The organism is Exiguobacterium sp. s140, assembly GCF_018617035.1.
GTDB lineage: Bacteria > Bacillota > Bacilli > Exiguobacteriales > Exiguobacteriaceae > Exiguobacterium > Exiguobacterium profundum.
In genome coordinates, this window is sequence record NZ_JACSJK010000002.1 from 209,093 (window position 1) to 229,547 (window position 20,455).

Sequence of the window (20,455 nt, forward strand, 5' to 3'; positions counted from 1 at the left end):
AAAAGCATGAGAGGGAAGGTGCCCTCGGCAGGATACATCCCCTTCACTTTCTGGGTACACTAGAAGTAGAACGGGGAGAGGGTGATGGCTCATGAAAGAACGACATTCGATTTATCTTGGATATGGATTGGGGCTTGTCGCGCTCAGTCTGTTGCCGTTCGTCGTCTTGCCTTCTCTCTTACTGCCGTACCAGCTCGGTTGGACGGGCATTGTCTTACTCGCTCTTTCGGTCGGGTTACTGCGGGCGATTCGGCACGGCTCGAACGTCATCCTAAAGCAGATGTGGAAGATCACGTTCTCGCTCTTCTTAATTTTCGTTCTCGTCTATTATGTCTCGTTCGGACTCGTCTTTTATGACACATACGGGTTGGATCGTCTATTAGCACAATATGAACGACAGGCGGTCTGGGTGTTTTCGGCATTTAGCTTTTTACAACCGATTGCCTTGCCGGTCCCGGAAGCGGTCAGTGTGCCGATTGGGAGTGTCGCGCTCGGACCGTTTCGTGCGGCTTTAGTCGGAAGCATCTCGACTACGCTTGGCATCTTTGTTATGTATGGGTTGGCCCGGTTTGGCCGAGGACGCATGATTCGTTGGGTCGATGAAGAGAAACTGAAGACATACGATCGATATGTCGATCGATACGGTCTTGGTGTATTGCTCGTGTTGTTCATCATTCCGATTTTGCCGGATGAGGTCATCTGTCTCGCTGCTGGGTTTAGTCGCGTGCCCTTCCCGCGTTTTGCGGGCATCGCGTTCGGGGCAAAACTCGTCACGTCGTTCGGACTTGCCTACTCTGTCTCCATCGGACAATTGTTTATGACCGATTCGAGTCCAATCGCGATCGCTTCTGTCATGGCAAGTGTGATTGTCTTGATTCTTGCGTTCATTTGGCGCAAACGAAAAAAAGGAGATTCGAACGGGACACAAGAATAAGGTAAGGGCAATCTATAGAGAGGAAGACAACATGCGACAAGATCAAGAAGTGGTCATTCGACCGATTGAAAAACAAGACTTAGTCCGACTATGGGAATTGATTTACCGGGATGCAACACCGGAGTGGAAACAATGGGACGCTCCTTACTTCGAACATAAGGCGATGTCCTACGAAGAGTTTCAGCAAATCGAGCAGTCGCTCATTCAAAAAAAAGACATGTGGGTCATTGAGGTCGATGAAACCGTATATGGGACCGTTTCTTACTATTTCGAAGATGCCGGACGAGAATGGCTCGAGATGGGCATCATCCTGCATCAGTCCGACCGCTGGAATCGTGGTGTCGGGACGCGTGCCCTTCGCTTATGGACCGAGCATCTATTTGAGACGCTACCCGTTGTCCGTGTCGGCTTGACGACGTGGTCCGGGAATGAACGGATGATGCGGGTCGCTGAAAAAGTAGGGATGCAACTCGAAGGTCGAATCCGTCAAGTGCGTGTCGTGAACGAGAAGCGCTATGATTCGATTCGGATGGGTATATTACGGGAAGAATGGATGAAAACAGGTACGACGTCTATGTGAACTACTCACCACTTATTTGCTTCGCAAATTGAAGTGGGAGCTTCTTGGAAAGACCGTGCTCCTACCAGCCACGGTTATGGACCAAGCTCGTCGGGCAGCCCCTGCCCTGAAGGGTTGTCAGTCAGCCAACATCAACAGGTTGATGCTCGCGTTGATGTCACGGTCATGGTGCGCGCCACAGGCACACGTCCATTCACGGACATCCACCGTCTTCTTCTCGCCTTTTACTCCGCAAGTGGAACAGATCTGGGTCGATGCGTACCAGGGGTCTGCCTTGATGAGCGTCCGTCCATAGAAGTTTGATTTATATTCGAGTTGCCGGACGAATTCATACCAACTGACATCTGCAATCGATTTGGTGACCTTGTGGTTCTTCATCATGTCCTTCGACTTCAATGTCTCCACGACGATGACTTGGTTCTCGTCAACGATCCGTCTCGACAGTTTGTGAAGGAAGTCCTTGCGTTGGTTGGCGATTTTCTCGTGTCTCTTGGCGAGGATCAGCCTGGCTTTTTCACGATTCTTGCTTCCGATCTTCTTGCGTGACAGCGCGCGCTGTGCCTTCTTGACCTTTTCTTCGGACTTACGAAGGAAACGTGGGTTTTCGATCTTCTCCGAGACCATCGCGTCGTTCGTCATGACGGCGAAATGTTCCAGGCCGAGATCAATCCCGACTTTGTGCTCGACTGGAATCCATGGTGCATCGTCCTGTTCGACTAGGATGGAGATGAAGAACTTGCCCGTCCTCGTCATCGAGACCGTCGCCGACCGGATGACGCCCTCGAACGGGCGATGTTGTGTGAACCGCACGAACCCGATTTTAGGAAGTCTCACCTTGCCGTCCTCGATGCGGATCGTACCGTGCTGGTTGTTCGTCGTGTAGGAGGCGCGCGACCGCCGTCTCGATTTGAAGGCCGGGAAGCCGCCCGTCCCGGCGAAGAACTTCGCGAACGCGGTGTCGAGGTTCAGCTTTGCGTTCGCGAGCGCGAGGCTGTCCGCCTCGGCGAGGAACGGGAACAGTGGCTTGTAGGAGGCGGGTGTCGCCGGTTTCCGTCTCGTCACGATCCCCGCTTTCGCCTCATCGCGGATGGCGATGCGGTCCTCGAGCAGCTTGTTGTAGATGAACCGGGCGCAGCCGATCGTCTTGATGAGGAAATCGGCCTGTGCGGGCGTCGGATGGAGCCTGTATGTGTAACCTTTCAGCATGTCCGTCCCTCCTCCCTCCAGAAGATCGTGATGTATCCTCCTCGTCCGATACCCGCGGAAGGGGAGGGAGAATCTGACGGAATCACGAACTTTTGTTCGTCATATCTGTCACAGGGGGAAAAGACTTTTGGACCGGGCGATTCATCTCCCACCCACGCTGGGCTACGCCCCGAGACGCTTAGAGGAGGGAGAATTCTCGCCTACTTTTGTTAAAGACGACGTACCTGTTTTGTATGATTTTGTATATATTTGTCGCCATATTGACGATTTCATTCGTGAAGAGTTTGATACAATCGAATCGATTGAATGAAATAGGAGAGAATAAGAATGAGACGACACATGTTAGTTATTATGACGTTATTGATTGGGATGGGTACATGGTATTACATCGCGGGAGCCGCCCCAACGATTAAAGAAGTTCCGACACCATCCTTTACCGGACAATACCCCGGGTTACATTTAACGGTAGAGAGTGAACAAGCGAAAAGATATACGACATCAATCTCAGTTCCGAGAACGGATTATGAAATGCTAAACGAGGAGCTGGATGCATTCATTTTAGAAAAGAAAGAAGCATTTCAACACAACCTCACCCCTAGTCACGGTCAAACGGGTCACTTAAATATTCAGACCGATACATATCAAACGAATGAGGGAGAATATACGCTAGTCGTTCATACTTATGCATTCACTGGTGGTGCGAATGGTCAAACCACTGTCGACGTATTTCGGATGAACCTTTCGGACGGAACGTTCATTGAATGGGATGATGTCTTACGTGATGACCAACATGCATTAGAATGGTTCAAGCATAGCGTCATCACACAATTACAACATCGAGAATACGTGTTTGAGAATCAGTTACGTGAAGCGATTAAACATCCTAAATCGACGAAGTGGATACTGACGTCCTCTGGTCTAGATGTCATATTTGACGAGTATGAAGTGGCAGCGGGAGCGGCAGGTGTGGTAGAAGTTCATATTCCAATGAAGGAAGTTGAGCCGTTTTTGTTATCCAAATTAGATACGCCCACTACACAAGAAGAAGATTCTCCAATCATGAACCCCTCAAATAAGCCGCTTGAACCTAATGGGAAGTATGTTGCACTGACATTCGATGATGGACCACATCCAATCGTGACACCTCACATCCTTGAGACGCTTGAGAAATACCAAGCGCGTGCTACGTTCTTCATGTTAGGGAGTCAGATGGAATTCTATCCTGATGTGGCGAGGCAGGTAGCGTTGTCAGGTCATGAGCTAGCAAACCATACGGAACATCACCCGGATTTGACACAATTGTCTGAGAAGGGAGTCAAAGAGGAACTCGAACAGGTTGATGAACGAATTGAGAGGCTTACGGGACAACGCCCATCATTGGTTCGTCCACCATACGGGGCTAAAAATGAAATGATTGAGCAAATCATTCAGACAAAGGAGCAGACCCTTGCACTATGGACGGTCGATTCTCTTGATTGGAGTCACCGTAATGCCGATCAAATGTATCGCTTGATTATGGACAATGTCCATCCAAGTGCTGTTGTCTTGATGCATGATATTCATGAGTCCACAGCTGAAGGGTTGCCGAAAGTTCTCGATGCGCTGAAACGTGAAGGGTACACGTTTGTGACGATGAGTGAGCTCTTGACGTTGAAATAGTAAATGAACCCGCCGTGATAAACGGCAGGTTCATTTTTTTATTTCACTTCTTGATCTTTAATCGGGAACCAACCGGCACGTGTCGTGATGGCGTTCCATAGTGGAGCTGGGACGGCGAGTTCGGCTTGCTTGTTCAAGTCGAGTTCTGTCTCAATCTCGTCTTCGCGGTCCGATTCTACTTTTTCGAGCCATTCTGGATCGATGATCAGTTCGCGACCGAGTGCGGCAAAATCGACGACGTCGAGTGCGTCTTCCACTTGCGCCGGACGTTGGAGTTGCCCGACTCCAATGAGTGGGATGGCACCATTGATCCGTTTGGCGATGCGGTCAATCGAACGCTCCGTGACGTTCTCATCGCGCATGGAAGCTGTGTTGAAGTTCCAGAGAGACGCGTGAATATAATCGACACCCTCTACTAAAATCATATCGAGTAACACATCCGTGTCGTCGAGTGTGATGCCTGGCTCTTCGATTTCTTCCGGTGAGAAGCGATAGCCGACGAGGAAGTCTTCTGCATCTGCAGCGGCTTCTTTGACACGACGAATGACTTCGCGTGGGAACGTCAAACGTCCGTGGACATCACCGCCGAAGCGATCCTCACGGCGATTTGAATGCGGTGAGAAGAATTGTTGAATCAAGTAGGTGTTCGCTCCGTGAATCTCGACTCCGTCAAATCCGGCTTCGATGGCGCGACGCGTCGCTTCACCGAACGCCTCAATGATGGCTTCGACTTCTGACGTCTCGAGGGCACGTGGTGTGATGGCGCCTTCTCGGACAGGCGCGACAGCACTTGCACTGACAGGTTGTTCGTTCGGGACGAGTTCAGGTGGTGACATCCGTCCAGCGTGGAAAATTTGAAGGATGGCTTTTGCACCTTCCGCTTTTAAACTTTCCGCCAACTGACGGAGACCTGGGATGAATTTGTCGTCATTGACCCCGAATGCGTTCGGGAACCCTTTCCCGTCTTCTGTCACGTACGCGCAAGCCGTGATGGCGAGCCCGACGTTTTGCGCCCGTTTCCGATAGTAGGCGAGCTCATGCTCGGATACTTCGCCCGTTGGCTCTGATGAGTAATGTGTCATCGGTGCCAATACAAGGCGGTTCGGTACTTCGACGCCATTTTTGAACTGAAAAGGTTGTAACATACGTTTCATCTGAAATCCTCCTTCAACATGATACCTTGAAGTCTAAGCTTCTCGACTCAAAAATGCGAGTCGGATGCTTGTGAATGAACACATTACAGATTACATAAGCGTAAGAGATGATTGAACTGAAAAGAATAGGGTATAATACAGGAGAAAAGTTGATATTCGGTTCGAGACAATAGAGAGACCACAACAGAAGGGGGAAGCCTTGTTTTTGTTGTGGTCTCTTTTTCTATTCATTGAACCGTACTTACTATAGGAGGGAATAAGATGGAAATCAGAAATTTCTCAGCGAAAGAACGAGCGAAACGATATGAACAACTGACGAGCGAACGTCATGACGTTCTTGTTGTCGGTGGCGGGATTACAGGAGCGGGGATTGCGCTCGATGCATCGTCGCGTGGGATGAAGACAGCTGTCCTCGAGATGCAAGACTTTGCGGCCGGGACATCAAGTCGTTCGACGAAACTTGTTCACGGGGGACTCCGCTATTTGAAACAATTTGAAGTGGCGCTCGTCGCAGAAGTCGGGAAAGAGCGTGCCATCGTGTATGAGAACGGTCCACACGTCACGACACCGGAACAGATGCTGTTACCGATGCATAAAGGAGGCACGTTTGGCCCCTTCTCAACTTCAATCGGACTTATGGTGTATGACTTCCTCGCAGGCGTCAAACGGGCAGAACGTCGCATGATGCTCAAGCCGAATGAAGTCATCAAAAAAGCCCCGCTCGTCAAAAAAGATGACTTAGTCGGTGGTGGATACTACGTCGAGTACCGGACGGATGATGCGCGATTGACAATCGAAGTGGCGAAAGAAGCGGCAAATCATGGTGCGCTTCTTATGAACTATGCGAAAGTGACAGGGTTGATTTATGAGAACGGCAAAGTAGCCGGTGTACACGTTGAAGACCAAATCGACGGGTCGACATATGACGTCTATGCGAAGAAAATCATCAATGCGACAGGTCCGTGGGTCGATGAGTTACGAGAAGAAGACAACTCGAAAAAAGGCAAACAACTTCGTTTGACGAAGGGAATTCACCTCGTCATCGATCAATCGAAATTCCCACTCAAACAGGCAATTTATTTTGATACACCAGACGGGCGCATGGTCTTTGCCATTCCACGCGGAAACAAAGCATATGTCGGAACGACGGATACGTTCTTCGATAAAAACAAAGCGCATCCACGCATGACGACAGAGGACCGCGATTATATTTTGGATGCGATCCATTATATGTTCCCGGACGTCCATGTCACAGCAGACGATGTGGAATCGAGCTGGGCGGGTATTCGTCCGTTGATCTATGAGGAAGGAAAGGACCCTTCTGAAATTTCACGTAAGGACGAAATTTGGCAGTCAGACAGCGGCTTGATCACGATTGCCGGCGGTAAATTGACAGGATATCGGAAGATGTCAGAAACAGTCGTCGACCTCGTCGCCAAATTGTTGAAAGAAGAAGAAGGCGTCGTTTACTTGGCGAGCCGGACGAAGCATATGCCGATGTCAGGTGGTCACGTCGGCGGTTCGAAAGGATTCAAAGACTTCCTTGAGAAGAAAACGAAAGAACTTCAAAATCACGGTCTCGACGCGGGGCACGCGGAAGAACTCGTCCGTCTATACGGTTCGAATATTGACCGCGTCATCGAGCGGATGGACTCGAACGCGTATGACTTGCCAGAGGTCGTCTATGCACAGTTGATTTATGGCGTTGAAGAAGAATCGGTCGTTCGTGCCATCGACTTCTTGATTCGTCGGACCGGAGCGATGTTCTTTGATATCGATTTCGTACGTCAACACAAAGACGGTGTCCTTCGCTGCATGGCCGACGTCTTCAAATGGTCGGATGAGCGTTTGAAAGAAGAGCGTGAAGAGGTCGAGAAGGAGATTGAAATCGCAGTTGTGCCTGTGACTGTCGAATCGTAATCCACTGTATCGAAGGAAAGGTTCATTCTAAACAGGATGAACCTTTTTTGTGGCATGGTTTCGTCGATTCGGAATAACGGTATACCTCATAAGTAGTGATTCTTAGATTGAGGGAGAACTTTTTATGAAACGAAATCTCGTTGCCATCCTATTGATTGGCATTCTATTAGTAGTAGGGTGGCGTTATGTCGATCCCAATCGATTATTGGCCGATGTTTATTATGTCAAAGTCCCAAGTGCAGAAGTGGCGACACAAACTTCATCCGGTTATCGCTATGATCTCATCGGATACGACGAGGATGGAAAAAAACGTCCTCTGTCGATTGCCACTTCGGGGTTGTTACCGGAAGGAAACTATCTGCGGGTATTCGTGAAAGAAGAAGATGCGGAAGTGACCGACTACGAGCAGGTGAATGTCCTAGACGTACCTGAACAGTTGAAGGAAGAACAGGAAGAAGACAATTCCGAGCCATCGTTCCCTTGATTTCAAAAGATAGACGTCGCGAAAAAGAGATGAGTTTGGTAAGGTTAAATTGTTTGAATATGGTAAACGATGAATGAAAGAAGGGACATGCATGTCACGGATGTTAATAGCAGATGACCAGGACGGAATTCGTACGATGCTCGCGCAATTGTTCACAAACATGGGTGTAGACGTGGACACGGCGCAAGACGGCATCAGCGCCTGGGAGTTTTTAGAGCGGGAGCAATATGATTTGGTATTGCTCGATATGAATATGCCTCGTATGTTTGGACATGAAGTATTGCGTCGCATGCGCGAGAAACCGTTAGACACACCTGTCATGATCATGACGGCGTTTGGGGAAGAAACGGTGATTGAAGAAGTGCGCCGTCTCGGGATCACGGCACAATTTGAGAAACCGTTTGATATTTATGGGATGATTGAAAAAGTGAAAGAAGTCTTGAAAATTTGACGTTTCGTCACCAAGATGACATATGTAAACGCTTGCGCTAAGTCATTTCTATGCCCGAATAGCATGGGCACATGTTTTACGGTGTGTTATAATGGGAACGAATTACACGGGGGAACTTTTCCCAAACGTGTATAATAGCGAACAGACAGGAGGATGTCATTATGCCATTAGTATCAATGACAGAAATGCTTAACAAAGCATTCGAAGGTAAGTATGCAGTCGGCCAATTCAACATCAACAACCTCGAGTGGACGCAAGCGATTCTTCGCGCTGCGGAAGACGAGAAATCACCAGTAATCCTCGGTGTATCAGAAGGTGCAGCGAAGTACATGGGTGGCTTCACGACAGTTGTCAAAATGGTTGAAGGTCTTATGCACGACTACAACATCACTGTTCCAGTTGCAATCCACCTTGACCACGGTTCTTCATTCGATAAGTGTAAAGCAGCGATCGACGCTGGTTTCACGTCAGTCATGATCGACGGTTCACACCACCCGATCGATGAAAACATCGAAATGACGAAACAAGTTGTCGAGTACGCGCACGCTAAAGGTGCTTCTGTTGAGGCGGAAGTCGGTACAGTTGGCGGTGAAGAAGACGGCGTTATCGGTGGCGTACAATACGCTGACCTCGACGAGTGTGTACGTGTTGTCAAAGAAGCGAAAGTGGATGCACTTGCTGCAGCACTCGGTTCTGTACACGGTGAATACCAAGGTGAGCCGAAACTTGGCTTCAAAGAGATGGAAGAAATCGCAAACGCGACACAAACTCCACTCGTTCTTCACGGCGGATCAGGTATTCCTGAGCACCAAATCAAAAAAGCAATCGAGCTCGGCCACAGCAAGATCAACGTTAACACAGAGTGCCAACAAGAATGGACTCGTGCGGTACGTGAGAAAGTTGCTGCTGATGCAAAAGTATATGACCCACGTAAAATTATCGGACCTGGTATCGAAGCGATTTATAACGTCGTTACTGGCAAGATGCGTGAGTTTGGTTCAAGCAACCAAGCTTAATCCTGTCCTGAAAGGCTGACTCTACAAAAGAGTCAGCCTTTTTTTGATGATTTAGGGAACGTATACATATATGGTGAAAAAAGGGGGAGTCTTTGTGATTTATAACGAGCGACCGACAGAATTGTTTTGGCGGATCTTTTATGTATATGGAGCAGTCGTGTTGATTGGTCTTTCTTTAGCATTAGCCGCCGCCCCACTCATTTTAATTTATTATTATCCGGTACCTTTGGCTTATTCCATTGTTAGTCTTAGTCGCCATCGGTGGGTTTGGGGTGTATTGGTTTACGAACACATTCCGTCGTTTATTTTGGAAAGAACGGAATCACTCTAGATACGAAATGACCGCAACGAGCATCGAGGGTGTGACGTATCGGCATGAACCGGGCGAGTCGGTCGAGCAATCATTTCCAATCTCAGCGATTCGACAAATCGTCTTCTTCCCGGCGATTGTCCGAAAGACACAGCCGTCTCCGACGGTTCGGATTGGTCGGCCTACGGTAGAGTACACTCCGATGCTATCGATTATGACAAAAGATGATGCCATGGAAATCTTGTTCGATCAACGTGATCTGGTTGCCTTTGATCAATGGATAAAATCTTTCCATGAGCAGGGAATTCCGCTATTTTACACACCAAAAGAATTGTATTGGATTGGTGCGAATATCTCGACACGACGTGAGCGATTTGAACGGTTGAGTCGTCCGGAAGAAATCGTTCCATTTGTCTACACCGGCGACCTTGTGGCAGATGAGCAGACGGCAGCAACGAATTGGATTGAAACCCACGGATTGGAACGTTTGAAAGAAGGACCACACCAAGCATACTATGTGAAGCAAAGTAAAATTATGAAATGGTCATTTTTCGGGACGCTCGCTGGGATTGGCCTTGTCGCAGGATCGATGCTTGCAATCGCATCGTTGACGTAAAGGGTATAGCAATTCGACATGACTTTCCTCATAATAGAGATTGTAAGCGATCACAAATTAAGGAGGAGGCACATATGCGTTTTTTCATTGACACAGCAAATGTGGAAGACATTAAAAAAGCTCATCAAATGGGCGTCATTGGAGGCGTGACGACGAATCCATCGCTCGTCGCCAAAGAAGGTGTCGATTTCCATACAAGACTTCGTGAAATCTGTGAGATCGTCGGGGATCTCTCGGTCAGCGCCGAAGTTATTGCACTTGATGCGCCGGGTATGGTGGAAGAAGGAAAGGAACTTTCCGCCATCGCGCCGAATATTACGGTAAAGGTACCGATGACACCAGCGGGGATGGAAGCGGTAAAACAGTTCAAGGAGCTTGGGATCAAGACGAATGTCACGCTCATCTTTAACGCCAACCAAGCGTTACTTGCGGCGCGCGCCGGAGCATCATACGTTTCTCCATTCATCGGACGCTTGGATGACATCGGACAAGATGGGCTCGATTTAGTGGAGACCATTGCCAACATCTTTGCAATCCATGGCATCGAGACAGAAATTATCGCAGCATCTGTGCGTCACCCGGTTCACGTGACAAAAGCTGCACTTCTCGGGGCTGACATTGCGACAGTCCCTTACAAAGTCATCGAACAAATGATGAAACATCCGCTCACAGACAAAGGCATTGAGCAGTTCTTAGCGGATTGGAACAACGCTCAATCCAAATAAGTCCGTCGTAGAAAGGTTTTGATCAGCGTGGAATTTCTCCATATCGTTGGGCAGCAAAAACTAGAAGGAACCGTCGAGATTAGCGGAGCGAAACAGAGCGCTCTCCCTTGCCTTGTGGCTGCACTTCTCACGGAGGAGTCGGTGACGATTGAAAACGTTCCGATGATTGAAGATGTGGAAGTGATGGTCAATTTGTTGAAAGAATTAGGGGTACGAGTAGAGCGGGATGGCGAACGAATGACGATTCATTCGAATGAAGCAGTCGCCATGCCCCTCCTCGGTTCTGAGACGCGTAAAGTCCGTGCCGCTGTCTATTTACTCGGGGTCTTCGCGGCTCGCTTCGGAAAAGGGGCGGTTGGATTACCTGGAGGATATGCGATTGGTCCACGACCGATTGACTTACATTTGAAAGCGTTGGAACGTCTTGGCATTCACGTCGAGAATGAATTAGGTCTCTACCATGTCTGGGTCGATGAACTTGTCGGGAATCGAATTTACTTGGACTTGCGGTCGTTTGGGGCAACCGTGAGTGCGATGCTTGCGGCTGTTCTGGCGACAGGGACGACAGTCATCGAAAACGCGGCCTGCGACCCGGAAGTCGTCGATGTGGCTACGATGCTCACATCGATGGGGGCACATGTGAGTGGGGCCGGAACGGATGAGATTCGAATCAAAGGGGTGGAGCGACTCCACGGTTGTACGCACACACTGATTCCGGATCGCCTCGAGGCCGGAACGTTCATGATGTTCGGTGCCGTATCCGGTCACGTGACCGTTCAACCGGTCATTCCGACACACCTGGAAGGAGTCATCCAAAAACTGTTGGACTTCGGAGCAGACGTTGAGGTCGGTGAAGAGTCAATTACCGTGACGGCGAACCAATTCATGCCAACAGACATTCGTGTGTTTCATTACTCGGGGTATCCGAGCGACTTGCAACCGGTGATGACGGCAGCCTTACTAAAAGCGGCCGGAACGAGTGTCGTTACCGATAAATTGTATGCGCAACGATTCCGACACATCGCTGAGATGCGCCGGATGAATGCGCAAATCACTTTGGAAGATGCGTCGGCTGTCATTCGTGGCGGGAATCAACTGGCGAACGCAGAGATGGAATGTACCGATGCACGGAGTGCTGCGGCCCTGGTGCTGTCGGCGCTCCAAGCATCTGGAGAATCGACACTACTGCATGCAGAACGACTGAATGATTCGTATGTCGACTTTGTCGGCAAATTAAAACAACTCGGTGCGCTCGTTTGGGTGGAGGAACATACCGAGGTATAAAGGGGAGATTTCGGGTGGAACGAAGTTTATCGATGGAACTGGTTCGGGTGACAGAAGCGGCGGCGCTTGCTTCAGCCCGTTGGATGGGACGAGGATTAAAAGTCGAAGCGGATGATGCGGCAACGACCGCCATGCGCGACGTGTTTGACACGATTCCGATGAAAGGGATTGTTGTTATCGGTGAAGGGGAGATGGATGAAGCCCCGATGCTATACATCGGCGAAAAAGTCGGGAATGGCTATGGCTCTCGTCTCGATGTCGCCGTCGACCCGTTAGAAGGAACGAACATCGTAGCGACAGGGACGTGGGGAGCCCTTGCGGTTCTCGCGGTCGCGGATGCAGGCGATCTTCTTCATGCACCGGATATGTATATGGATAAAATCGCAGTCGGACCGGAAGCGGCGGGACTCGTGAGTCTCGACAATTCGATTGAAGAGAACATCGAAATCGTGGCGAAAGCGAAGAAGAAAAACGTGGAAGATGTCGTCGTCACGATTTTACATCGGGATCGTCACGAAGAAACCATTCAACGTGTCCGCGCGACCGGTGCGCGAATCAAATTGATTCCGGACGGGGATGTCGCCGCGGCCATCAATACCGCTTTCCCGAAAACGGGTGTCGATTTGCTTCTCGGTTCAGGTGGGGCGCCAGAAGGTGTCATCGCGGCTGTGGCGATGAAGTGTTTGGGTGGAGACTTCCAAGGACGTTTACTCCCAGAAGACGAAGCGCAGAAACAACGTTGCCATGACATGGGAATCGAAGATACGGATCGAATCCTTCTCCTCAATGATTTGGTGAAAGGTGAAGATTGTATCTTTGCAGCGACCGGTGTCACAGATGGAGAGCTGTTACGTGGAGTCCAATTCACGTCACAAGGTGGACAGACCCATTCGGTTGTCATGCGTGCCAAATCCGGAACCGTTCGTTTCGTCGAAGGGAACCACTCGCTTACGAAAAAACCAAAAATGGTCATGAAACCAGAATAATCAGAAGTCGTGGATGTGCAAACGTCCACGACTTTTTTGTGGTGAAAGCGTCAGAAAACGGGAATGGGTAGTCAGGAGGTGGGTGTGATGATTCAAGTAGAAGGACTCGTCAAGACATTCAAGGATGTTCCAGCTGTCGATGACGTGTCATTTACTGTGAAAGAAGGAGAAATCTTTGCGTTTTTAGGTCCGAACGGTGCCGGTAAATCGACGACGGTGCAAATGTTGACGACACTCGTGAGACCGACATCTGGAGCGGCACGAGTCAATGGATTCGATGTCGTCAAACAAGAAAAAGATGTCCGATTATCGATTGGGGTCGCCTTACAAGAAACAGGGATTGATAAAGTGCTGACGGGACGAGAGCTCCTTGTCTTACAAGGGCGTTTGTTTAAGATGTCGAATAAAGAGGCGCAACGTCGAGCGAGTGAGTTACTCGAAGTCGTTTCACTGACGGATGCGGCCGATCGCCGGAGTGGCACCTATTCCAGTGGGATGCGGCGACGTCTCGACTTGGCTCTCACGCTCGTCCATCGTCCGACGGTCTTGTTTTTAGACGAACCGACAGGACTCGATCCGACAAGCCGAATCGAGATATGGAATGAAGTACGTCGATTGGATGAGGAATTTGGGACGACGATTTTTTAACGACCCAATACTTAGAGGAAGCCGATGAGTTGGCGGACCGGATTGCCATCATCAACCATGGGAAGATTGTGAGTGAAGGAACGGCCGAGGAATTGAAACAGCTAGTCGGTGGTGAAACGATCGCGATGGACTTTGTTTCGGAATCGGAAGCGACTCTTGCCGCGACAAGATTTCATACAACTCCGAACGGCACACATGTATCGTTTGAGCTACGTGACGTGACGTTGACTGAGATTGTTCGTTCGTTAGATGAACAAGGGCTACAACCTGAGCGATTGACTGTCAAACAACCGTCGCTTGATGATGTGTTCTTGAAAGTGACGGGCGAGTCATACGAAGGAGGCGAGATTCGTGTGGACTGAGACACGGCTATTCACGAAACGGAGTTTGGTGACGACCATCCGAAATCCGTTCTCATTTATTCCGAACTTAATCATCTCTGTCTTCTTTTTACTCGTGTATACAAGCGGCTTGTCGAGCGTGGCCTCGTTGCCTCAGTTCGAAGGGAGCGATTATTTGAACTTCATCTTACCCGTTTCCATTGTTTCAGGCGCAGTCGGGGGAGCGGGAGGCACAGGTCAGGCGCTTGTCCGAGATATTGAGAGTGGCTATTTCGCACGGCTCTTGTTGACACCGGCGACGCGTACCGCGATTGTGCTCGGACCGATGATTGCGGGGATGTTGCAATTGCTCGTTCAAACGCTACTCATCTTTGCAGTCGCATTTCTTCTCGGTCTCACGATTCCAGTCGGGGCAATCGGTTTCTTCTTCACAGTACTGCTCACCATTGGATTTGGACTTGGTTTCGCAGGATATTCAGTAGGTGTCGCCTTGAAGACACGAAACGCTCAAGCGGCCCAGGCAGGGACATTGTTGTTCTTTCCTTTGATTTTCCTGTCGACGACGTTCGTTCCGAAAGAATTGATTGAAGCCGAATGGTTGAAAGTGGCAGCAACCTTCAATCCGACGACCTATATCTTTGAAGGGATGCGAGCGGTTCTGACTCAACCTGAGATTGATTGGGGAGCACTCTCGGCAGGACTCGCAGTCGCGGGTACGATGAGTATACTCATGATTGTCTTTGCGGCAACAAACGCGAGAGGAGCGTTGAAGCAAAAATAAAGGAGGAGTTTGATGCAGGAACTATCAACGATGATTCGGATCATGTTAACAGGTATTGGAGCATATATTTCAATCATTATCATGTTGCGTGTTTCTGGTAAGCGTACATTGGCAAAAATGAATGCATTTGATTTTATTGTGACGGTTGCACTTGGTTCTATTTTGGCAACGACCTTGACTAGTCAACAAACCTCTTTATTGGCTGGACTCACTGCATTCGGTACACTAATCGTCTTACAATATATATTAGCGAAACTATCTAAGCGATTCTCCATTGTGAATCAAATGATTAAATCAGAACCAACTCTACTGTTTTATAAAGGAGATTATTTGAGAGAACATCTAAAGAAAGAACGAATTCTAGAGATAGAGGTCATTCAAGCGATTCGATCAAGTGGCACTCCTCTAGGACAAGTCGAAGCAGTAATCATAGAAACGGATGGAACGTTTTCTGTTTTGAAAGACTCTCGTCATGTAATGGAACATGTGAACAAATAAAAACGACTCGGTTCCGATGAACCGAGTCGTGATATTGTATTAGAGATATGATCCAGCGCCTACATAGCGTGGTGCCCAGTATCCAGAAGTGAAGCTCGCGTATTTCACGCCGCCTGTTTCTGAGCTGATCATTTGTGTTTTGCTAAGTGCCATTCCGACGTGTTGAATCGTTCCGCCTGAATGTGAGAAGAAGACGAGGTCACCCGCTTGGATCGATGATTTCGAGATTTTCTTTGCGCTTGAGTATTGCTGACGTGAAGAACGTGGAAGTGTTTTTCCGATTGCTTTCTTGTACACGTGACCAGTATATCCTGAGCAGTCAAACCCTGAAGTTGTTGTTCCACCATAGCGATACGGTGTTCCGAGATATTTCTTCGACTCAGCGACGAGTTTCGAACGTTTGCTTGAAGATGACGTTGAGACCGTTGTTGATGTCGACGTGTTCGCTTTCAAGTACGTGAACGTTGAAGATGCTGAGATGTAACGGTGTGTGCCTTTGTAGTTGATTTTGTAGAACGAACCGGATTTACCAAGGTATGTATAGCGTTGACCTTTATCCATTTTCGCGACGACTTTCGATGACGTAAGTGACGGGGCAGTACGGATGTTCAAACCGTTTACTTTCGAGTAAGCAAATGTACCGGTAGCGGCTTCTGCTTGTTCACCTGTTGAGAACATAAGACCCGAGAAAGCGACAGTGGCAGCGACGACGATTGATGCAATACGCTTTAACATTGTATAAATCCCTCCGTTTTTTAAAATCAAGACATTCGTATATGACAAATCGAGTAATTTTTATGGTAGAGCACAAGCTGCGGGATATACCCGGTTTCCTGTGCAAATAAACTATATCATGCGCAAGACCGATAGCATTTTTCAATCGCAAGTCAAAAAAGCAGTTTCTTGTAACAAAAATGAAACAATATGTGGATATAGCACTTATTTTGTTACAAAACGATCTTTTACTGTGTAAGGATTTGTACAAGAGGGAAACGATTGAACAAGAGGTGAATTTTGCACGGTGACGGCACGGGCAAAATATGGTTAGATGATGGCAGAACAAATGAATCAAGTTGAATGCTTCTTGTAATGAAATGTAGAAAGATAGGTGACTTGAATGAGTCAACAGACAGAACCGACAAAGAACTATACACTTCGTGAGCTTGAAACGAAGACGTTGAAAGAATTATATGAAATTGCCAAAGAAGTCAAAGTACCGAACTTTCGAGAAGCGCGTAAGCGTGAGCTCATGTTCCGTATTTTGAAATCACAGGCTGAATCAAAAGATTTATACTTCCTCGAAGGTATTTTAGAGATCATCCCACCGAATCCACAGTCTCAAAATGATGGCGGATTTGGATTCCTCCGACCAATCAACTATTCTCAATCTTCCGAAGACATCTATATCGCCGCATCGCAAATTCGTCGCTTTAATCTTCGAAACGGGGACCTTGTCACAGGAAAGGTCCGTAAACCGAAGGAGAATGAACGGTTCCAAGGTTTGTTGAGTGTTGAAGCGGTCAATGGAGAGTCGACGGACTCGACGCGTTCGCGTGATTATTTCCCGGCATTGACACCGATTTATCCAGAACAACAGATGGTGCTCGAGACAGAGCCGACCCATCTTTCGGTTCGTGTCATGGATATGATCGCACCAGTAGGGTTTGGCCAACGCGGGTTGATTGTGGCACCACCAAAAGCGGGGAAAACGTCGCTTTTAAAAGAAATTGCCAACTCGATCACGACGAATCATCCGAACGTCGAATTAATCATTCTTCTAATCGATGAACGACCAGAGGAAGTGACGGATATTCAACGCTCTGTACCGGATGCGGACGTGGCGTTCTCGACTTTTGATGAGACGCCGGAAAACCATGCGCGTATTTCAGAACTCGTTCTCGAACGCGCGATGCGTCTCGTGGAACATAAGAAAGACGTGGTCATCCTACTCGATTCCATCACACGCTTGACGCGTGCGTACAACCTGTCTGTTCCACCGAGCGGACGGACACTCTCGGGGGGGATTGACCCGGCGGCGTTCCACAAACCGAAAAAGTTCTTCGGAGCGGCACGGAATATCGAGGATGGAGGTAGCTTGACGATCCTCGCGACAGCGCTCGTCGATACCGGATCACGAATGGACGACGTCATCTATGAAGAGTTCAAAGGAACAGGGAACATGGAACTGCATCTGGACCGGAAATTGGCAGAGCGCAGGATCTTCCCTGCAATCGATATTCGTCGCTCGGGAACACGGAAAGAAGAGTTGCTACTCGGGAAGGACGAACTCGATTCGCTCTGGACAATTCGTCGTACGATGAACGAGTCTCCAGACTTCATCGAACAGTTCTTACGCCGCGTCCGTGAGACGAAAACAAACCTCGACTTTTTTGCTGCGCTAGAGGCGGATAAGAAAAAAAGACGACCGGTGAAAAAAACGAAAACAGACTTGTAAAACCTATAGTAGGGTGATATTATATTCTAGTGAACTTTCTCTAGGTTGAAAGAATACTTAGGGCCGAAGGAGTTGAAAAGCAATGAAACAAGGAATCCACCCAGAATACCGTAAAGTCGTATTCATGGACTCGACGACAGAATTCAAATTCATCACTGGTTCAACTCGTTACTCTAACGAGACAATCACGATGGAAGATGGAAACGAGTACCCACTCATCCGTGTCGATGTATCTTCTGATTCGCACCCGTTCTACACAGGTCGCCAGAAATTCGCATCTGCAGATGGTCGTATCGAGCGCTTCAACAAGAAATACCAACGTTAATCGTAAAGTTGTATGCTCACCGCCTAGGGATTGCCCTTGGCGGTTTTTTGTTGCATCGACACGGGTAAAGAGACGAAAGACTGTCGTGAGGGGGTTGTTATGGAATTTATACTCATTAGTATCAGCTTGTTGATCGGGGTCGGCATCATGTCCCAATGGTTGGCATGGCGTTATCAAATCCCAGCAATCATCATTATGACGCTCGCTGGAGTATTGGCCGGTCCAATCCTCGGGCTGTTCGACCCGCGTGAATTATTTGGGGATTTATATAGTCCGATCATTTCGTTTGCGGTCGCCATCATCTTATTTGAAGGAAGTCTTGGGCTTCATTTTAGCGAAATCAATCAGTTCCGACGGTCGATTGTCCGCATTGTCACGATTGGAGTCGCGCTCTCGTTTGTCGGGATGTCGCTACTTATTCAATATGTTGGAGGATTACATTGGGTCGTTGCCTGGACGATGGGGGCGCTCTTCGTCGTGACGGGTCCGACTGTCGTCATTCCGTTGTTACGTCAGGCACATTTGAAAGATCGGGTCGGAGCGATTTTGAAGTGGGAAGGCATCATTGTCGATCCTGTCGGAGCATTACTCGGACTCTTCGTCGTTCGACTCGGAAACATCGTATACGAAGGTATGGATTTATGGATGCAACTCCTCTTTGCAGGTGCCTGTATTTTAGGGATTGGACTCGGTTACTTGTTCGGTCATCTCTTGATGGGATGGTTTGTGGCAGAAAAAGTACCTCGCTATCTCCGTGCCTCGGTTACGTTGACGGCTGTCCTCGTCTTATTCTCACTCAGTGAGCTTATGATGCATGAAGTCGGGCTGCTCGCCGTTACGGCGATGGGGATGACGATGGCCAATACGAAGCATCGGGATGAAGAAATCATCGAAGAACTGCAATCATTCAAAAAGGATATTTCCATCTTACTCATCTCGTCTGTCTTCATCTTGTTGACGGCATCTCTGTCCCGGGCCGAGCTGTTGAACATTTTCCAATGGCCACTCCTCTTGACGATTGCGGGCATTCTCTTCTTGGTTCGCCCAGTTGCGATTTACTTGTCGACCATCGGTGGAGGTTTGCCGCTGGCGGAACGAGGATTCATCGGCTGGATTGCGCCGCGCGGGATTGTCGCGATGACGGTCGCTGGATTCTTTGCTGAAGAAGTCGCGCATCTTGGGATTGACGATGCGAAGCAAATGTTGCCGCTCACACTCGGTCTCGTCTTCATTTCCGTTACATTGCACGGTCTCACGATTCGACCGCTCGCGCGAAAATTGAAATTAATCGATGAACAAAAAGAGGCGAACGCTGATGAATAAAGGACGGAGTTCTTTCAATCAACATTTAGGAGAAGTCAACCCTTTTCCTCAACTCGAAAGATAGGTATAATCGGAAAGCGATTATCGATGGAGAGGGCGAAGAACAATGATGCATGTGACGAACCGATATGGTTGGATTGAAGTGATTTGTGGGAGTATGTTTTCGGGGAAGTCGGAGGAATTGATTCGCCGAGTCCGCCGTGCTCATTATGGAAAGATTCCGGTCCAAGTGTTCAAACCAGCAATCGACGACCGGTATCATGAAGAGAACGTCGTCTCACACACAGGGAACTCGGTCGTGGCCGTGCCGATCGTATCGAGCCAAGACTTATATGATGCTGTACGTGAAGAAACACAGGTCATCGCGATTGATGAGGTACAATTCTTTGATGAGGGAATTGTGGACGTCATCGAACAACTTGCGAACGAAGACAAACGCGTCATCTGCGCCGGGCTCGACATGGACTTTCGGGGCGAACCGTTCACGATGATGCCTGAACTGTTGTCACGCGCGGAGTTTGTGACGAAACTACAGGCAATCTGTTTGTCATGCGGCGCGCCTGCTTCACGGACACAGCGTCTGATTGACGGGCAGCCGGCTCGGTATGAGGACCCGGTCATCTTGGTCGGGGCTTCCGAGTCTTACGAACCACGATGCCGACATTGTCATGATGTACCGAATAAACCACATCCGGTCCGCCATACTGTGGTAGACTGATGAATCGACGGACCGCCCTCGGCGGTCCGTTTTTTTTGCTA

23 protein-coding genes are annotated in these 20,455 nt (G+C 48.8%); 20 read left to right on the forward strand and 3 right to left on the reverse strand.

Annotation, left to right across the window (positions count from 1 at the left end; all coding sequences use genetic code 11):
* Nucleotides 1–91: 91 nt before the first annotated feature.
* Both KNO61_RS09165 and KNO61_RS09170 read left to right on the forward strand, forming a co-directional pair.
* Nucleotides 92–934: a TVP38/TMEM64 family protein gene (locus KNO61_RS09165; protein WP_214810888.1), complete on the forward strand. Its 843-nt coding sequence runs from the start codon at nucleotides 92–94 to the stop codon at nucleotides 932–934.
* A 31-nt stretch (nucleotides 935–965) separates the two neighbouring features.
* Complete coding sequence (locus KNO61_RS09170) at nucleotides 966–1,514, forward strand: GNAT family N-acetyltransferase (protein ID WP_214810890.1); 549 nt, start codon at nucleotides 966–968, stop codon at nucleotides 1,512–1,514.
* Between the two features lie 117 nt (nucleotides 1,515–1,631).
* Here KNO61_RS09170 and tnpB read toward each other — a convergent pair whose 3' ends face one another.
* Nucleotides 1,632–2,720, reverse strand: a complete 1,089-nt coding sequence (gene tnpB / locus KNO61_RS09175) for an IS200/IS605 family element RNA-guided endonuclease TnpB (protein WP_214873034.1) — start codon at nucleotides 2,718–2,720, stop codon at nucleotides 1,632–1,634.
* 127 nt (nucleotides 2,721–2,847) lie between these two features.
* Between tnpB and KNO61_RS09180 the strand changes: the two genes are divergently transcribed.
* A complete protein-coding gene (locus KNO61_RS09180; RefSeq protein WP_214810894.1) occupies nucleotides 2,848–3,030 on the forward strand; it encodes a hypothetical protein in 183 nt (60 codons plus the stop codon).
* Nucleotides 3,031–3,047: 17 nt separating this feature from the next.
* Complete coding sequence (locus KNO61_RS09185; RefSeq protein WP_214779836.1) at nucleotides 3,048–4,379, forward strand: polysaccharide deacetylase family protein; 1,332 nt, start codon at nucleotides 3,048–3,050, stop codon at nucleotides 4,377–4,379.
* Between the two features lie 38 nt (nucleotides 4,380–4,417).
* On the opposite strand, the gene KNO61_RS09190 is transcribed toward KNO61_RS09185, so the two are convergent.
* Nucleotides 4,418–5,533, reverse strand: a complete 1,116-nt coding sequence (locus KNO61_RS09190) for an NADH-dependent flavin oxidoreductase (protein WP_214810897.1) — start codon at nucleotides 5,531–5,533, stop codon at nucleotides 4,418–4,420.
* Between the two features lie 261 nt (nucleotides 5,534–5,794).
* Between KNO61_RS09190 and KNO61_RS09195 the strand changes: the two genes are divergently transcribed.
* The 12 genes from KNO61_RS09195 to KNO61_RS09245 all read left to right on the forward strand — a co-directional run bounded on the left by KNO61_RS09195 (nucleotide 5,795) and on the right by KNO61_RS09245 (nucleotide 15,593).
* Nucleotides 5,795–7,453 (forward strand): glycerol-3-phosphate dehydrogenase/oxidase, encoded by a 1,659-nt coding sequence (locus tag KNO61_RS09195; protein WP_214873036.1) that lies wholly within the window; start codon nucleotides 5,795–5,797, stop codon nucleotides 7,451–7,453.
* 124 nt (nucleotides 7,454–7,577) lie between these two features.
* On the forward strand, nucleotides 7,578–7,937 hold the full coding sequence (locus KNO61_RS09200) for a YxeA family protein (RefSeq protein ID WP_078147681.1): 360 nt from the start codon (nucleotides 7,578–7,580) through the stop codon (nucleotides 7,935–7,937).
* A 91-nt stretch (nucleotides 7,938–8,028) separates the two neighbouring features.
* Nucleotides 8,029–8,388: a response regulator gene (locus KNO61_RS09205; RefSeq protein ID WP_214734528.1), complete on the forward strand. Its 360-nt coding sequence runs from the start codon at nucleotides 8,029–8,031 to the stop codon at nucleotides 8,386–8,388.
* Nucleotides 8,389–8,549: 161 nt separating this feature from the next.
* Nucleotides 8,550–9,404, forward strand: coding sequence for a class II fructose-1,6-bisphosphate aldolase (gene fba / locus KNO61_RS09210; protein WP_012727395.1), 855 nt, complete (start codon nucleotides 8,550–8,552; stop codon nucleotides 9,402–9,404).
* A gap of 239 nt (nucleotides 9,405–9,643) precedes the next feature.
* Nucleotides 9,644–10,330, forward strand: a complete 687-nt coding sequence (locus KNO61_RS09215; RefSeq protein WP_214873039.1) for a hypothetical protein — start codon at nucleotides 9,644–9,646, stop codon at nucleotides 10,328–10,330.
* Between the two features lie 74 nt (nucleotides 10,331–10,404).
* A complete protein-coding gene (fsa, locus tag KNO61_RS09220) occupies nucleotides 10,405–11,055 on the forward strand; it encodes a fructose-6-phosphate aldolase (RefSeq protein ID WP_214758140.1) in 651 nt (216 codons plus the stop codon).
* A gap of 27 nt (nucleotides 11,056–11,082) precedes the next feature.
* On the forward strand, nucleotides 11,083–12,339 hold the full coding sequence (murA, locus tag KNO61_RS09225) for a UDP-N-acetylglucosamine 1-carboxyvinyltransferase (RefSeq protein WP_214758142.1): 1,257 nt from the start codon (nucleotides 11,083–11,085) through the stop codon (nucleotides 12,337–12,339).
* Nucleotides 12,340–12,353: 14 nt separating this feature from the next.
* Nucleotides 12,354–13,325, forward strand: coding sequence for a class II fructose-bisphosphatase (gene glpX, locus KNO61_RS09230; RefSeq protein ID WP_012727392.1), 972 nt, complete (start codon nucleotides 12,354–12,356; stop codon nucleotides 13,323–13,325).
* An 87-nt stretch (nucleotides 13,326–13,412) separates the two neighbouring features.
* Nucleotides 13,413–13,973, forward strand: coding sequence for an ABC transporter ATP-binding protein (locus KNO61_RS17240; RefSeq protein ID WP_251028323.1), 561 nt, complete (start codon nucleotides 13,413–13,415; stop codon nucleotides 13,971–13,973).
* A gap of 29 nt (nucleotides 13,974–14,002) precedes the next feature.
* Nucleotides 14,003–14,335, forward strand: coding sequence for an ATP-binding protein DrrA1-3 family domain-containing protein (locus KNO61_RS17245; protein ID WP_251028324.1), 333 nt, complete (start codon nucleotides 14,003–14,005; stop codon nucleotides 14,333–14,335).
* On the forward strand, nucleotides 14,325–15,095 hold the full coding sequence (locus KNO61_RS09240; RefSeq protein WP_214758145.1) for an ABC transporter permease: 771 nt from the start codon (nucleotides 14,325–14,327) through the stop codon (nucleotides 15,093–15,095). The genes KNO61_RS17245 and KNO61_RS09240 overlap by 11 nt, the downstream gene beginning before the upstream one ends.
* Nucleotides 15,096–15,107: 12 nt before the next feature.
* Nucleotides 15,108–15,593 carry a DUF421 domain-containing protein gene (locus KNO61_RS09245; RefSeq protein ID WP_214687568.1) on the forward strand — a complete coding sequence of 162 codons (486 nt, stop codon included), beginning with the start codon at nucleotides 15,108–15,110 and terminating at the stop codon, nucleotides 15,591–15,593.
* A 39-nt stretch (nucleotides 15,594–15,632) separates the two neighbouring features.
* Here the strand turns inward: KNO61_RS09245 and KNO61_RS09250 are convergent, their stop codons facing one another.
* A complete protein-coding gene (locus KNO61_RS09250) occupies nucleotides 15,633–16,328 on the reverse strand; it encodes a C40 family peptidase (protein ID WP_214687566.1) in 696 nt (231 codons plus the stop codon).
* Between the two features lie 382 nt (nucleotides 16,329–16,710).
* Between KNO61_RS09250 and rho the strand changes: the two genes are divergently transcribed.
* From rho to KNO61_RS09270, 4 genes are all read left to right on the forward strand, one after another.
* Nucleotides 16,711–18,048 carry a transcription termination factor Rho gene (gene rho / locus KNO61_RS09255; protein ID WP_078147673.1) on the forward strand — a complete coding sequence of 446 codons (1,338 nt, stop codon included), beginning with the start codon at nucleotides 16,711–16,713 and terminating at the stop codon, nucleotides 18,046–18,048.
* Between the two features lie 82 nt (nucleotides 18,049–18,130).
* Entirely contained in the window at nucleotides 18,131–18,373 is a 243-nt protein-coding gene (locus tag KNO61_RS09260) for a type B 50S ribosomal protein L31 (protein WP_012727387.1), read from the forward strand.
* A 99-nt stretch (nucleotides 18,374–18,472) separates the two neighbouring features.
* Nucleotides 18,473–19,696, forward strand: coding sequence for a cation:proton antiporter (locus KNO61_RS09265; protein WP_214873041.1), 1,224 nt, complete (start codon nucleotides 18,473–18,475; stop codon nucleotides 19,694–19,696).
* A 106-nt stretch (nucleotides 19,697–19,802) separates the two neighbouring features.
* Nucleotides 19,803–20,414 carry a thymidine kinase gene (locus KNO61_RS09270; RefSeq protein ID WP_214686014.1) on the forward strand — a complete coding sequence of 204 codons (612 nt, stop codon included), beginning with the start codon at nucleotides 19,803–19,805 and terminating at the stop codon, nucleotides 20,412–20,414.
* The last annotated feature ends 41 nt before the right edge of the window (nucleotides 20,415–20,455 follow it).